The sequence below is a fragment of the Pseudoalteromonas sp. bablab_jr011 genome (assembly GCF_016464045.1).
GTDB classification, from domain to species: Bacteria; Pseudomonadota; Gammaproteobacteria; order Enterobacterales; family Alteromonadaceae; genus Pseudoalteromonas; species Pseudoalteromonas lipolytica.
This window is the reverse complement of the sequence record NZ_JACDWU010000263.1, coordinates 1-14,672: the sequence shown is the minus strand read 5'-3', so window position 1 is coordinate 14,672 and position 14,672 is coordinate 1. Positions and strand designations below refer to the sequence as shown.

The 14,672-nt window shown below is 43.0% G+C and carries 11 protein-coding genes, 1 pseudogene and 1 riboswitch; of the genes and pseudogenes, 11 read left to right on the top strand and 1 reads right to left on the bottom strand.

Annotated elements, in window-relative coordinates:
* Window positions 1–4 precede the first annotated feature (4 nt).
* Window positions 5–571, top strand: a complete 567-nt coding sequence (efp, locus tag JIG41_RS15700) for an elongation factor P (protein ID WP_036971443.1) — start codon at window positions 5–7, stop codon at window positions 569–571.
* 63 nt (window positions 572–634) lie between these two features.
* The gene (epmA, locus tag JIG41_RS15695; RefSeq protein WP_036971439.1) at window positions 635–1,609 is read left to right on the top strand and encodes an elongation factor P--(R)-beta-lysine ligase; all 975 of its coding nucleotides are present in this window, start codon (window positions 635–637) and stop codon (window positions 1,607–1,609) included.
* Between the two features lie 146 nt (window positions 1,610–1,755).
* On the opposite strand, the gene JIG41_RS15690 is transcribed toward epmA, so the two are convergent.
* A complete protein-coding gene (locus tag JIG41_RS15690) occupies window positions 1,756–3,876 on the bottom strand; it encodes a TonB-dependent receptor (protein WP_075594333.1) in 2,121 nt (706 codons plus the stop codon).
* A gap of 151 nt (window positions 3,877–4,027) precedes the next feature.
* Between JIG41_RS15690 and JIG41_RS15685 the strand changes: the two are divergent.
* The 9 genes and pseudogenes from JIG41_RS15685 to JIG41_RS15645 all read left to right on the top strand — a co-directional run bounded on the left by JIG41_RS15685 (window position 4,028) and on the right by JIG41_RS15645 (window position 14,484).
* Window positions 4,028–4,417 (top strand): annotated as a pseudogene (locus tag JIG41_RS15685) (acyl-CoA thioesterase).
* Window positions 4,418–4,541: 124 nt separating this feature from the next.
* Window positions 4,542–4,946 carry an META domain-containing protein gene (locus tag JIG41_RS15680; RefSeq protein ID WP_075594334.1) on the top strand — a complete coding sequence of 135 codons (405 nt, stop codon included), beginning with the start codon at window positions 4,542–4,544 and terminating at the stop codon, window positions 4,944–4,946.
* A gap of 85 nt (window positions 4,947–5,031) precedes the next feature.
* A riboswitch (TPP riboswitch) is annotated at window positions 5,032–5,133 on the top strand.
* 150 nt (window positions 5,134–5,283) lie between these two features.
* Window positions 5,284–7,236 (top strand): phosphomethylpyrimidine synthase ThiC, encoded by a 1,953-nt coding sequence (thiC, locus tag JIG41_RS15675; protein ID WP_036971427.1) that lies wholly within the window; start codon window positions 5,284–5,286, stop codon window positions 7,234–7,236.
* Window positions 7,237–7,311: 75 nt separating this feature from the next.
* Window positions 7,312–8,316: an FAD-dependent oxidoreductase gene (locus JIG41_RS15670; protein WP_199525063.1), complete on the top strand. Its 1,005-nt coding sequence runs from the start codon at window positions 7,312–7,314 to the stop codon at window positions 8,314–8,316.
* 9 nt (window positions 8,317–8,325) lie between these two features.
* A complete protein-coding gene (gene thiS / locus JIG41_RS15665) occupies window positions 8,326–8,523 on the top strand; it encodes a sulfur carrier protein ThiS (RefSeq protein ID WP_036971421.1) in 198 nt (65 codons plus the stop codon).
* Between the two features lies 1 nt (window position 8,524).
* Window positions 8,525–9,307 carry a thiazole synthase gene (locus JIG41_RS15660; RefSeq protein WP_075594336.1) on the top strand — a complete coding sequence of 261 codons (783 nt, stop codon included), beginning with the start codon at window positions 8,525–8,527 and terminating at the stop codon, window positions 9,305–9,307.
* Window positions 9,308–9,320: 13 nt separating this feature from the next.
* Window positions 9,321–10,850, top strand: a complete 1,530-nt coding sequence (gene thiE / locus JIG41_RS15655; protein ID WP_075594337.1) for a thiamine phosphate synthase — start codon at window positions 9,321–9,323, stop codon at window positions 10,848–10,850.
* The gene (locus JIG41_RS15650; RefSeq protein ID WP_075594338.1) at window positions 10,847–11,593 is read left to right on the top strand and encodes a HesA/MoeB/ThiF family protein; all 747 of its coding nucleotides are present in this window, start codon (window positions 10,847–10,849) and stop codon (window positions 11,591–11,593) included. The genes thiE and JIG41_RS15650 overlap by 4 nt, the downstream gene beginning before the upstream one ends.
* A 101-nt stretch (window positions 11,594–11,694) precedes the next feature.
* Window positions 11,695–14,484, top strand: coding sequence for a hypothetical protein (locus JIG41_RS15645; protein ID WP_199525062.1), 2,790 nt, complete (start codon window positions 11,695–11,697; stop codon window positions 14,482–14,484).
* The last annotated feature ends 188 nt before the right edge of the window (window positions 14,485–14,672 follow it).

Genomic DNA, 14,672 nt, shown 5'->3' with positions numbered 1-14,672 from the left:
AACGATGGCGAATTATAGCACCAATGAGTTCAAGGGCGGCCTAAAAATTATGTTAGACGGCGAGCCTTGTAGCATCCTAGAAAATGAAATGGTAAAGCCAGGTAAAGGTCAGGCGTTTAACCGTGTTCGTATTCGTAAACTTATCACAGGTAAAGTACTAGAAAAAACATTTAAGTCGGGTGAAACGGTAGAAGGTGCTGACGTAATGGATACCGATCTAGCGTATCTATACACTGACGGTGAATTCTGGCATTTCATGAACAACGAAACATTTGAGCAAATCGCTGCTGACGAAAAAGCACTAGGCGACAATGCTAAATGGTTAGTTGAAAACGATGTATGTACTATCACGCTTTGGAACGGTAACCCAATTGCTGTTACTCCACCGAACTTTGTTGAACTAGAAATCACAGAAACGGATCCAGGTCTTAAAGGTGACACAGCCGGTACGGGCGGTAAACCAGCAACATTAAGCACGGGTGCGGTTGTACGCGTTCCTCTATTTGTACAAATTGGCGAAGTGATCAAAGTTGATACTCGCAGCGGTGAGTACGTAAGCCGCGTTAAGTAATAGGCTTTAAAAAGTTTAATTGATAAAATCCCAGCTTCTGCTGGGATTTTTTTTGGAGACTGTATGTCCACTGCTGTTTGGCAACCAAGCGCTGATATTGCTACTTTACGCGAGCGAGCTGCGATCATTCGCCGTATTCGCGAATTTTTCTATGAGCGTGAGGTGATGGAAGTTGAAACACCGACTCTTAGTGCGGCCAGTGTTACCGATGTACACCTAGCCAGTTTTAGTACCGAGTTTGTGGGCCCAGGTCATGCAGGTGGTTTGCCGTTATATTTACAAACCTCGCCTGAGTTTGCGATGAAACGATTATTGGCGGCAGGATCGGGTGCTATCTTTCAATTGTGTAAAGCGTATCGCAACGAAGAAGCGGGTAGTCATCATAACCCTGAATTTACCATGCTTGAATGGTATCGCCCAGGTTTCGACGAATTTGCGCTTATGGATGAAATGGACGAGCTTATGCAGCTTGTACTGGGTGTTGACGCGGCTGAGCGTTTAACTTACCAACATGCGTTTATAAATGCATTAGGTATAGATCCATTAACTGCTGACATGAGTACGTTACAGCACGTAGCAAGCGAACAAGGGTTTGCTGATATTGCCGCGCATGAAACGCATCGCGATACGTTGTTGCAGCTGTTATTTTGCATGAAGGTTGAGCCAACTATCGGCCAAGAAAAGCCATGTTTTGTTTACCATTTTCCAGCTTCGCAAGCGGCACTTGCGCAAATTTGTCAGCATGACAATCGCGTTGCTGGGCGTTTTGAGCTGTATTTCAAAAATATGGAGTTGGCTAACGGTTTCAATGAACTTACCGATGGAAAAGAGCAAGCCGCGCGTTTTAATGAAGATAATCAATATCGCCAAGCAAATGGTTTAAAACAGGTACCGATGGATACGCGCTTGATTGCAGCGCTTGAGCATGGCTTACCACAATGTGCAGGTGTGGCGCTGGGGGTTGACCGTTTAATTATGCTTGCAACGAACAAGCAAAAGATTAAAGACGTGATCACCTTTGATGTGGAACGAGCTTAAATGCAGGAACCTTTAACTCACACCGAATAATTCATTGAGTCGTGATATTCGCGGTTGAACCCCTTGTTACATGATTATGTAGAAGCAGATTCATCCGCGAAAATCAGGTGATAATAAGCGCTGGTTAAAACCAGCGCCTTCACGACTTACAGTTCGTAAATAAATGTCACACCGGCCACCATCGGTTCACCCAATTGTGTGTATGTGTGAGTGGTGTAACCATCCAGTGGGTCGTTACCAAACTCAAAACCACGGGTTGGTACATCTTCATCAAATAAGTTTCGTGCCCAGGCATTGATGCTCCAGTTTTCACTTTCATAACCTAACGATGCGTTCACTAAGTTAGAGCTCGGTGCTTTTGAGTTATGGCTATCTGAGAAGTAATAATCATCTTTGCCTTCAACACCAATCGATGCATAAAGTGCAGGGGTAAAGTTATAGCGTGCCGTAAATGCATATTGATACTTCGGTGCTTGTGCTTGGTCGCGGCCATCTTGATCAATTGGCTCTTGCCATAAACTCGGACGAGCAACGTAATCATTTATTTCAGAGTGCAGGTAACCGGCGCTACCAGAGATAAATAAATTATCTGTTAGCTGATAACTACCTTCAATTTCCAGACCATAGTTTTCACCTGAGCCTGCATTATCAAAGAAACCTGTAAAGTTTTGCCCCTCGACTTGCCATGATTTCAACTGCATATCTTCACGGTACATGTAAAATGCTGCCAAGCGCAGGACGAATTTATCGTCAAGTGAGCTGCCTTTTACACCAAACTCACCACTCCAAAGGTATTCAGGGGCGAATGAGGTGTGGTTAGCAAAAAAGTCAGCGTCAAGATTTAAGCCTTCATCTTTCGCTTTTGCTAACGCCTCAGAGTTAATGCCGCCAGCTTTGTAGCCACGAGTAATACTGGTGTAAATCATGGTGCGGTCAATGACTTGATATTCAAGAGCAAGCTTACCACCGATCATTACATCGTCGGTGCTTTCTATGAAACCATTACTATCGGTGTAATCTCCTTGATATTGTTCAATACGTAAGCCTGTAACTAACGTCGTTTTATTATTTATAGGAGTAGATAATTGCCCATATGCAGCAATATTGTTTACATCATAAGTTGAGTTAAATAGTTCGTATTCAGAAAACTTTCTTCGGTGTCTGTTTAGCTCTACGTTGCGGTCTTGATAATAAATTCCAGCGACCCAATCTCCTGCTTTACCATTAAACTGTAGCTCTCCAGATTTATCTTTTCGATCACGATAGTAGGCATCAAAATAGCTATATCCATCAGGGTGTAACCCAGCTGCACACAATTGTGGCTGTGTTTCATCGTTACAAACCCAGTCTTCGTCATAGCTGTATAACAGTTCGCTGTCGATGCCAGATACGTTCAGACTGACATCAAACCAATCAAAACCGGTATAAATATTTGCAAGACCCACCGCAATGCTTTCTTGATTATCTTCACCAGGCTCATCGGCTACACTGTAGCGGCTGTTATCAAGGGTGAAAGCATCATAGCCATTATTAATATCGATATAATGCACACTTAGCTCTGTGCGTAAGTTATTTGTAAGTTGGCTGTGCAGTTTAAAGCGAGAAACAAGTTCATCTTGCTGTTGCGTATCTTTATTTAAATATATATTTTCAACATAGCCATCAGACTCGCGTTGATAAAGACTTGCGCGTACGCTTGTATCGTCAGTAATACCTGTACCTGCTGCAATGCCTGCTTCGTAGCTATTATAATTACCTGCACCGAGTTGCACTTTTACACTCGGATTGAGCGTTGGCGCAGCTGATTCCATTTGAATCATGCCTGCTAAAGCATCTGCACCAAAACGTGTCCCCTGTGGGCCACGGTATATTTCGACTTGGTCTATATCAAATAACAGTGAGCTACCCCCTAGGCCAGAGTAGTTTATGCCGTCAATCACTAAGCCAACAGATGGATTAATGGGATCAACAAATTGTGAGCGTAAACCCACACCACGAATTTGCACAAAACGACCGCGTGATGCACCCGAAGTAAAGTTTACATTGGCTGCACTGGCTAGCATTTCATCTAAAAATTTCGCTCCACGCTGATTAATTTCATGGTCTGAAAAAAGGCTTGCGCTGGCACTTAACGTTTGAATACTTTCTTTTTTGAAATCGCCCGTAACTAAAATAGTTTCAAGCTCTGTGTCTTCAGCGTAAGCAATCGATGAAGCTGCAAATAATGGCAAAATAGCTGCTGATAATAATGATAAACGTCGTTTCATGCGGTTCTTAACTCCATTTTAGGGACTGCTATTCTAGCAAGCCTACTGGCCAAATGAGTATTTATACCTAAAAAAAGTGAATCTTTAGCTTGTTTAGGTATTTATGATATAAACGCAGGCAATTATACGTAAATTGATTAGGAATACGACTATGACCTTTAAAGTTGACTTTAAAGTGCGAGACTATGAATGCGATCTGCAAGGAATTGTTAATAACAGTGTTTACTTTAATTACTTAGAGCATGCCCGCCATGAGTTCCTACATGCTAAAGGGGTCGACTTTGCAAAGCTTGCGCGAGAAAAAATTAACCTAGTGGTGCTTCGCAGTGAAATGGATTACAAAGCATCTTTAGTGCCGGGCGATGAATTTTATGTGGCCGTTGAGCCGCAGAGAGTGAGTCGTTTAAAGTTTGCTTTTAAGCAGACCGTTTACCGTAAACATGATGATAAAGTGATGCTAAGCGCCTAAGTAATCGGCACCTCTGTTAATGAAAAAGGGCGTCCTTTTTTACCAGAAGAAGTCGATAACTTATTTAAATAACGCCCGTTGTTCTATTAAGAGCTAGCTTAGAACATTTTTTTACAGATAAAACATGTTTTTTTAACGATCAAAGTCGTTAAATGTTGTTATTATTATCGCATTGAAATTTTGGTCGTAAAAAAATATGAAGTTAGTAGCCTTGCCTATTCTTTTTGTACTATTTTGCATGGGCTGCTCATCGACAGGGAAGGTCACCAGTGAGCAATTAAAATATACACAGTGGCAATTATCAAAAGTTAACGGGTTAGCCATTAGCGTATCGCAAAAAGCGTCAATGCGTTTTATTGAAGCGATGCAAGTTAATGGGTTTGCTGGTTGTAACAAGTTTTTTGGTGAAGGTCAGCTTGTTGAAGATACCTTAACAGTGAAAAAGCTAGGTATGACACGTAAATCGTGCGGTGATCAACTTGATGAACTTGAAAAGAAACTGCTGTCGACGCTAAAACAAGGCGCGGTCATTTCGCTAAATGGCGAGCAGCTTACTTTGCAAGGGGCGCACCATTTTACTTTCATTAATACGGCTCCCTAATAAGGCGAATTAGTATTAAAACTAAAGCGCTTGCAGCGAATTTTTAACTAACGTACACTGATTACGTTTTTATAAAACAACGAATTTATACTTGTCGGAGTGCCTTTAATAAGGCTGAGATCGCGAAAGCGGGATCCGTGAACCTGATCAGGCTAACACCTGCGTAGGGAACAAGCTGCCTCATAGGGCGCTTGTGCGCCAAAAAATGGGGCATAAGTTGCTAAGCTTAGGCTGCAATTGTAAGTGAAATAACTTACTAACGATCCAATGGCGTTTGCCACTCTCTATTGCACCTGCAATATCTGACAAGACAATCCTTAAAGCAATGAGGTAAGTCATGTCAAACACTACAACTAAACCGTCTCGCCGCGAAATTCGTGCGGCTGCATCTGATTATATTTATAACTTAACAGGGCAACCTTTCCCTAATTCGCACAAAGTATATGTTGAAGGCACGCAAGAAAACGTGCGTGTCGGAATGCGCGAAATAACCCTCAGTGATACTTTCATAGGTGGAACCGAAGAAAACCCCGTGTTCGAGCCGAATGCGCCAATTCGTGTGTATGATACATCGGGTCCATATACCGATCCTGATTTTAAACTCGACGTGCGCAAAGGGCTAGAAAAGTACCGCGAACAGTGGATAGAAAAACGTGGTGATACGGAAATTCTTGATTCAGTTACCTCGCAGTTTTCGCAGCAACGAATGGCTGACGAAGGTTTAGACCATATTCGCTTTGAGCACCTCCCAAAAATACGCCGTGCGAAAGCAGGTAAAAATGTGACGCAAATGCATTATGCACGCCAAGGCATTGTAACGCCTGAAATGGAATACGTGGCTATTCGTGAAAATATGGGCCGTGCAAAAATTCGTGAAGAGCTCCTTGCTGCACAGCATAAGGGAGAGTCATTCGGAGCCAGTATCCCCGATTTTATAACCCCTGAATTTGTGCGCGATGAAATTGCCCGTGGCAGAGCCGTGTTACCTAACAATATAAACCACCCTGAAACCGAACCAATGATCATTGGCCGTAATTTCCTTGTAAAAGTGAACGCGAATATTGGTAATTCATCGGTCACTTCGTCTATTGAAGAAGAGGTCGAAAAAATGGTTTGGTCGACTCGTTGGGGCGCAGATACGGTGATGGACTTATCAACGGGTCGTTATATTCATGAAACCCGTGAATGGGTCGTACGTAATTCACCCGTGCCAATTGGTACCGTACCAATCTATCAAGCACTTGAAAAAGTAAATGGGGTTGCCGAAGACCTCACTTGGGAGATTTTCCGCGATACTTTGATTGAACAAGCGGAGCAAGGTGTCGACTATTTTACTATCCATGCTGGTGTGTTACTTCGTTATGTGCCAATGACTGCAAAGCGTGTCACGGGTATTGTATCGCGCGGCGGCTCAATCATGGCAAAGTGGTGTTTAGCACATCACAAAGAAAACTTCTTATACACGCACTTTGAAGAAATTTGTGAAATTTTAAAACAATATGATGTGTGTTTTTCATTGGGCGATGGTTTGCGTCCAGGTTCAATTGCCGATGCCAACGACGAAGCACAGTTTAGCGAATTACGTACACTAGGTGAGCTGACTAAGCTTGCATGGAAGCATGATGTACAAGTGTTTATTGAAGGCCCAGGTCATGTGCCAATGCATATGATTAAAGAAAACATGGAAGAGCAACTAAAGCATTGTGAAGAAGCACCTTTTTATACGCTTGGCCCATTAACGACTGATATTGCACCGGGTTACGACCATTTCACCTCGGGTATTGGGGCTGCACAAATTGCGTGGTATGGCTGTGCCATGTTGTGTTATGTCACCCCTAAAGAGCACTTAGGCTTACCAAATAAAGAAGATGTAAAAGAAGGTCTTATCACCTACAAAATTGCCGCACACGCAGCCGATTTAGCCAAAGGTCATCCAGGGGCACAAGAGCGTGATAACGCGTTATCGAAGGCGCGCTTCGAGTTCCGTTGGCACGACCAATTTAACCTAGGTTTAGACCCTGAACGTGCCCGTGAGTATCATGATGAAACTCTGCCACAAGAGTCTGGCAAAATAGCCCATTTTTGCTCTATGTGCGGTCCTAAATTCTGCTCGATGAAAATAACCCAAGAAGTACGTGATTACGCGAAAGATCTAGAAGCGCGAGGTATCGACCCTAACAATGTAGGCGATGCTATCGAAATTAAGATGGTCGATGTTGAAGCAGAGATGAAAGCGAAATCCGACGAGTTCAAAAAAACGGGTTCTGAAATCTATCATAAAGCAATTTAACCAAGGAGCTAGGTGCTAGAAAACGAGGCGCTAGAATGATTATCTCGCGCGAATTATCTAGCACCTAGAACGTTTATGTCTTTAAAAATAGCAATTTTGGGATTTGGTTTAACAGGACGACTTACTGCTTTAGCACTCTCTAAAGTGCATCAAGTCAGCGTGTATGAGCAAGATGATCAACACGCAGCAAACAGTGCCGGAAATGTTGCGGCGGCTATGCTCGCACCGCTGGCTGAGTCGGTATTATGTGAGCAAGATATAGCGCTGCAGGGGCTGGCGAGCATTCAACGCTGGCAGCAGATTATTAGTGAACTGGATGAGCCTGTGTATTTTCAGCAAGCGGGCAGTTTGGTGGTTGCTCATCAGCAAGATAAAGGCGATTTACACAGTTTTATTAGCCGCTTAAAACCATTAGCCGAGCATACGGCTGACACAGTGAGCAGCGCGCAAATAGCAGATCTTGAGCCTGAGCTTGCTGGACGCTTTCACCAAGGGGTGTATTTACCTTGCGAAGGCCAGCTCGATAACCAGGCCTTCTATGCTGCGAGCTATAACCAATTAGTTGCTCGTCAAGTCAGCTTTAATTGGCACTCACACATTACTTTAACAGGTCATAAGGTGAATGGACAAAGTTATGACTTTGTTTTTGATTGTCGGGGATTAGGGGCAAAAATAGCTTTACCTAGCCTTCGTGGTGTGAGGGGGGAAGTGGCACGCTTATATGCACCAGAAGTAAACCTGTCTCGGCCAGTACGCCTTATGCATCCGCGCTACCCCATTTATATTGCACCTAAACTGAATCATCAGTTTGTGATTGGCGCGACTGAAATTGAATCGCACGACACAGGTAAAGTCACCGTGCGCTCAGCACTTGAGTTATTGTCGGCGGCTTATACGGTTCACAGTGGTTTTGCTGAAGCGCGTATTGAAAGTTTGCAATCAGGGCTTCGTCCTGCATTTGCAGATAACCGTCCACAGGTGACCCGAGAAGGGAGAGTTATAAGCCTTAATGGCTTGTATCGTCATGGTTATTTGTTAGCGCCTTATGTTGTCGATGAAGCAATTAGCTTAATGACTTAGGGGGTCATAATGAAAATAGTAATAAATGGCCAATCAGCTGTTGTGGCTGAGCAAATATCGCTTAGCGAGGCGTTGGCAAACTATGGGGCTAGGCCGCCATTTGCTGTGGCTGTAAACGGCGACTTTGTACCACGCAGCCAATGCGAAATAAAAACTCTTAACGAGGGTGACAGCATTGAGCTTTTGTCACCCATTCAAGGAGGTTAGCATGGATAGTTTTACTATTTATGGTGAACAAATACGCAGCCGCTTACTCATTGGTTCTGCATTGTATCCTTCGCCCAGTATAATGACAGAATCAATTGTGGCCTCTGGGGCTGACATTGTTACCGTGTCATTAAGGCGTCAACAAAGTGCGCAAGCCGGCGATGATTTTTGGCAGTTAATAAAAAACACCGGGCTTAAAGTGCTCCCAAATACAGCAGGGTGTCACAGTGTGAAAGAGGCAGTTACTCTGGCTCAAATGTGCCGTGAGGTTTTTGCCACTGATTGGATCAAGCTTGAGCTGATTGGTGATGAATATAATTTGCAGCCCGATCCTTTTGCGTTACTCGAAGCAACAAAAATACTATTAGATGAGGGCTTTAAAGTACTGCCTTACTGCACCGATGACTTAGTGTTATGCCAGCGTCTTGCTGATTTAGGCTGTGAAGTGCTGATGCCTTGGGGTGCGCCTATTGGAACAGGTAAAGGGTTACTGAACCCCTATAACCTAAGAATGATCCGAGAGCGTTTACCTAGTCATACCTTAATCGTTGATGCTGGATTAGGGTTACCTTCGCATGCCTGCCAAGCCCTTGAATTAGGGTATGATGCGGTATTATTAAATTCGGCAATCGCTGGAGCTGGGTGCCCAGTTACAATGAGCCATGCATTTCGCAGTGCCGTTGAGGCAGGCAGATACAGCTATTTAGCCAAAGCGATGCCCGAAAAAGACGTAGCCAGCCCATCAACACCTACTATGGGCATGCCATTTTGGCATCAAAATTAAAGAAGAGGAAAACATGAATCAGGTTGTATGGAGCATAGCGGGATCTGATTCCGGCGGCGGGGCTGGAATTCAAGCTGATATTAAAGCGATGCAAAGCTTTTCAGTGCATTGCTGCACCGTGATCACAGCTTTAACAGCACAAAATAGTTTAGGTGTTGAGGCCTTAAATCCCATTTCAACGGAGGTGATTGAATCTCAATTACAAGCTTTAGTAACCGATATGCCCGCCACGGTGATAAAAATCGGCATGTTGGCGAATGTGCAGCAAATTCAGTTAATAAGTGAACATTTAAAACATTATAAAAACACCTGGGAAGTGCCGCCTTTGGTTGTCTATGACCCTGTGGCGATAGCTTCCAGTGGCGATTTACTCACAGAAGAAGATACCGTGAGTGCAATTAAAGAGTGTTTATTACCGTGGGTAGATGTTGTTACACCCAATACTCACGAAACGCAGTTACTGACCGGAGTGTATTTAATTGGCCCAAGTGCAGTAAAAGAAGCTGCGCAAAAGCTGCAAAGTTATGGCGCAAAATCGGTCATCATCAAAGGTGGTCATTGGGACTACCCAAGTGGTTATTGCATCGATTACTGCCTGCAAGATACACACGAATACTGGCTTGGAAATGAAAAAATTCAAACACCGCATAGCCATGGCACCGGGTGTAGTATGGCCTCAGTGATTGCTGCTTGCCTAGCAAAGCGTTATCCACTGAAAGACGCATTTATTCTCGCAAAAGCGTATATAAACCAAGGTTTAAAAGCGGCAGTGCGTTACGGTGAAGGAATTGGCCCTGTTGCACACACTCATTTTCCGGTTAATTTAGCAGATTACCCACAAGTGATTGAAGCGGGGAGTTGGCTTGGTGATGAACTCGACTTTGATCACCCTAGCAATTTTACTATGGCGGCTGGTTTTGCTGAGTGTCAGTCTAAAAAGCTCGGCTTATATGCAGTGGTCGACAGTGTTGATTGGTTAGAAAAGTGTTTAGCTGAAGGCGTTAAAACCGTACAGCTACGAATCAAAAATACAGATGATGCAACGCTAGATGAGGCCATTGCCAGTGCTGTTATGCTTGGTCAAAAATACGATGCGCAGGTGTATATTAATGACTATTGGCAACTGGCGATTAAGCACGGTGCTTATGGAGTTCATTTAGGCCAAGAAGACCTACAAACGGCTAATTTAATTGCTATAAAAGAGGCTGGCTTGCGTTTAGGCGTCTCGACCCATGGTTTTTATGAAATGCTGCGCGCCCATAATTATCGCCCGAGCTACATGGCATTTGGTGCAATTTACCCAACCACCACAAAAGACATGACAGGGCAAATTCAAGGCCTAGAAAAGCTTGAAAAATTTGTCCCATTAATGGCCGACTACCCAACAGTTGCGATTGGTGGCATTGATGTGTCACGTGCAGAGCAAGTGGCAAATACCGGGGTAGGCAGTGTGGCTGTGGTGCGAGCAATTACCGAAGCTGAAGATTACCCCGCAGCGATTGCTAAACTCAAGCAATGTGTTGAAGGCGACTCAGAAGCATGAGTGCGTTAAGCGATAAAGAGCGCATACGTTACAGCCGCCACTTAATGCTTAAAGAAGTGGGATTGGAGGGGCAGCAAATATTAAAGGCCGCACATATTGCGGTAGTAGGTGCTGGTGGGCTTGGCTCACCTGCGCTACTTTATTTAGCTGCGGCTGGGGTGGGTAAGCTCACGTTGGTTGATAACGACAATGTCGAGCTTTCAAATTTACAGCGACAAATTTTGTATAAAGTTAATCACTTAGGGCAAGCAAAAACACAGGCAGCCTCGAAAGTGTTAGCAAGCTTAAATAACCAAATTAGTATTGAGCCCATTTGCCAAAGACTTGATGAAAAAAACCTTGCAGACGTTTTACAAGGGGCCGACATCGTACTCGATTGCAGTGATAACTTTGCCACTCGTTACTTAATTAATCGCTATTGTTTAGCGCACACAATCCCGCTCATTTCAGCTGCTGCGATTGCCACACAAGGGCAACTAATGTGCTTTGACTTTCGCAATTCCGACAGCCCCTGTTATGGCTGCGTATTCCCGCAAACTGATGATCAACCAGTATTAAATTGTGATAACGCGGGTGTAATAAGCCCATTACTGGGAGTTATGGGCAGTATGCAAAGCTTACTGGCGGTTAATATACTGTTAGGCCATAAAACGGGCAGCGAGTTTATTCAATTTGATGGGCTGACACTTAATCAGCAAAAATTCACGGTAAAAAAAGATACGTTTTGTTTAGAATGTGGATAATTTATACGTAAATATAGTGAAAAAGAGCATAGAGTGTATTATTTAATCAGGTTCCGTATTAAAATCGAAGTGAATCATCTCAGCAGCAAGGAAGCGTAAAAGTGGGATCTTTAATACAGTGGAATCGATTTAGGCAAAACTCAATTAATTTCCAGCAGGATGAAGAACTATCAAACCTGTGCGAACCTGATGAAAGCCGAATTTCTCAAGTTACTTTACCTATGAGTAAAGTGCCAAACAAAATTTTAACTCAGCTTAAACCTCATCGGTCTGATTATGTAAGAGTTAACTTGGATGATGCCCGCTACTGGCATGTTGGGAAAAGCCAATATGAGAATCAGCAATTATTTTCCTATGCCAATAATCAAGTTGAACGCATTAGTAAATTATCACAAAATGATACGAAGCAGATTTATGCGTTTGTTAAAAAGTCAGTATTCTTAACGCAAATTCAGGGTCAAGAAATAAGCCCTGGCTGTAGTGCCTCTAATATAGGTTCATCTTCATCATTAGAAGATAATCAAAATAAAACTGTTAAAAACAGAACGACGCATTCCACACTAAAAGAACAAATTTCTAATACGATCTCACCTGCTGTTATTATTGGTCAACCTACTGATAGTAGTGTTATTACATTAGAACAAGGGGGGTTAACTAAAAGGCGTTTTGCAACTCATACATTAGGTCCGGGAGAAACGCTTGATAGTATTGTCCTTTTCTACACTGGTACTCAAGACTTAAGCTTACTTTATGACTTTAATTATCCAACATTCACACCGAAAAAACCTCCACAAGTTGGTGATAATGTAAAAGTTTGTACCGGCTTTGATGTATTTCTAAAAGGGCAATTTTATAATAGCCGCAGTGTACTCATAACTTGGTATGGGCCAGTTTCTGGTTCGCAACAAGCTACTTTAGAATCAGTTGCGGGCGATTATAAAGCTGATAAAGGTTATGACTGGGAGCTTATTTTACCTTTAGTTGCAGGTGATTATAGATTAACCGCTGAATCTGAAGGTGCACGTCATATGGTTAATTTTTCTGTTAGTGAGTCTGACACTCAACAGCAAATTATCGATTTTGTATATCTTCCAGAAGAGCATTGCTTTATTGCTGTAACTCAGTCACTAGCAGACATACTCGATAGTGAAATGGCAGCCCTTAACTCACCAATAGAACAACTGAAACAAAGCTTAACTCGAGGGAAAAATAATCCCGAAGAAAGTAAGCAGATCACCGAAGCCAAACAGGCACTAAATAAAACACTAAAACCTTTAGTAAAAGGCCCTAGTGCAAATAACATCACCGAAGTTATTGGTTATAAAGGACGAAAGTACACTTATGTACGCAGCGATAAAATAGCAGATCACCGTCGAAGTTACCGCTTAGATACGGATATTCGTGATGGCAGACGTTTTAGTGACAACAATGGCCGTTTAAATAATAGTAAACTAAAACAAGCCCTTAAAAATGATCTTAGCAAATTAAAAACAAGCTTTAAGTTCGACGAAAAGATCATAGATACTTATACAACGGTTTGGGGAGAGTGGGCTAAAGAGTTTAATAAAGATCTTAATATTAAAGGTTTTGAAAAAAGCGATTACTTTGATGCAAGTGCTGAGGCTCAGCTAATGCGTTACACTCACGGAGCTAGTCTCGCTGCTACATTTAGCCCAAAAGATGGAGTTTTTGCATTGCAAGGTGATTTTAAAATTGACTTTGCTGTTGCTGAAGCAAAAGCCGTTATGAGTGGCTACTTCCCTAATAAAGTAGGGTACGAATTAATATTCTCCATGCCCCTTAAAAATAGCACACAAGAAAAAACCTTTAACCTTGGCGCAATACGCCTTGCTGCAACAGTGAGTGCATTTGGCTATGCAGGGGCTAAGTTACAAGGCTCGGCAAATATGGGGTGTACAGTAAAGCAAGGTCAGTTAATGCTTGATGGCCTCAATGAAGCCGAACAACAAACTATGCAGCAAAAAGATAAACGTTTTCAGCCAGTAAAAGCAGAAGTGAATGCGTTTGTAGGTGTGTCTGCAGGCTGTGAGGCAACAGGTGCAATTCAATGGGACAACCCAGAAAAAGTCGGAAACACGTCATTTTGTGACTTGGCCAAACTAGGCTCAAAGTTATCAGGCAGTATAGGAGCTGGGGCTCAAGCTGGCTTTTATCTCGGTTACGATACGGGGAAATTTGTGCTTCGTGCAAAAGCAGGGCTGGTATGGGGAGTTGGCGTTGGGGGAGAGTTAGTTTGTGAAGTGGGTGTTGACGAAATTGTCACATTGGCGCAATTTGTGTATCACCAGCTTAAAAATAATGATTATGATTATTTAGAGTTTATACAAGAAGATGCATTTAAAGTGCTATATAAAGCGGTGGCAATGCATATTGCAACAGGGCAAGAAATTGTAGAGTTTGTTGGAAAAAGTGTGCGTCAAGTTGACATGTTGTGGCGAGCTGAGGTGCTTGCTCATCAACAAGCTAAGCGCATTATTAGCCGAATTCAGCATCAGCCCGAAATATTAAAGTTTACAGTGCCTGAAGCAAAAGGCGCGTTTTTACATTTGCTTGCCAACCCGAATTTAGCAAGTTTAATTGATTTTGACACGTACACATGGTCAGGATTAAATGAGCAACGCGAGAGTGCCATAATCACCATACTTAAACATATTCTCTGCACAGAAGAATTAGATGAGGTATTACAACACATGGGTGAGGGCGGTGCTAAATGCTCCCGCGAAAATGGCCTTTCTCAACTTAACCGTATTTTAGAAGGGTCACAGCAACGTGAATTTGATGCATGGCAACGTAAATTACCAAGCCGTGCACGTTCTGGATCTGTCGCTATGGCAATGATAGATGCAGAGCCATTTATGGCATTGGCTTAATTGGTAATGTGCAACCAGAGTAAACCTTACTCTGGTTGCTGTGCTAATGGCGTCGCTTGGTTAAGCACGCAGCGAAAGCCTATGGCACGGTAGGCCTCGCCCAGTTCATCAGATTCTTGGCGTGTATACACGTTACTACCTCGGGGAGATTCTAAAAACCTTCCGCCGCGCATTACTTTTTTAGTGCC

Coding starts and splice junctions, on each gene's coding strand:
- efp (WP_036971443.1), top strand. CDS start 5: ATGGCGAATTATAGCACCAATGAGTTCAAGGGCGGCCTAAAAATTATG.
- epmA (WP_036971439.1), top strand. CDS start 635: ATGTCCACTGCTGTTTGGCAACCAAGCGCTGATATTGCTACTTTACGC.
- JIG41_RS15690 (WP_075594333.1), bottom strand. CDS start 3,876: ATGAAACGACGTTTATCATTATTATCAGCAGCTATTTTGCCATTATTT.
- JIG41_RS15680 (WP_075594334.1), top strand. CDS start 4,542: ATGAAGTTAGTAGCCTTGCCTATTCTTTTTGTACTATTTTGCATGGGC.
- thiC (WP_036971427.1), top strand. CDS start 5,284: ATGTCAAACACTACAACTAAACCGTCTCGCCGCGAAATTCGTGCGGCT.
- JIG41_RS15670 (WP_199525063.1), top strand. CDS start 7,312: ATGTCTTTAAAAATAGCAATTTTGGGATTTGGTTTAACAGGACGACTT.
- thiS (WP_036971421.1), top strand. CDS start 8,326: ATGAAAATAGTAATAAATGGCCAATCAGCTGTTGTGGCTGAGCAAATA.
- JIG41_RS15660 (WP_075594336.1), top strand. CDS start 8,525: ATGGATAGTTTTACTATTTATGGTGAACAAATACGCAGCCGCTTACTC.
- thiE (WP_075594337.1), top strand. CDS start 9,321: ATGAATCAGGTTGTATGGAGCATAGCGGGATCTGATTCCGGCGGCGGG.
- JIG41_RS15650 (WP_075594338.1), top strand. CDS start 10,847: ATGAGTGCGTTAAGCGATAAAGAGCGCATACGTTACAGCCGCCACTTA.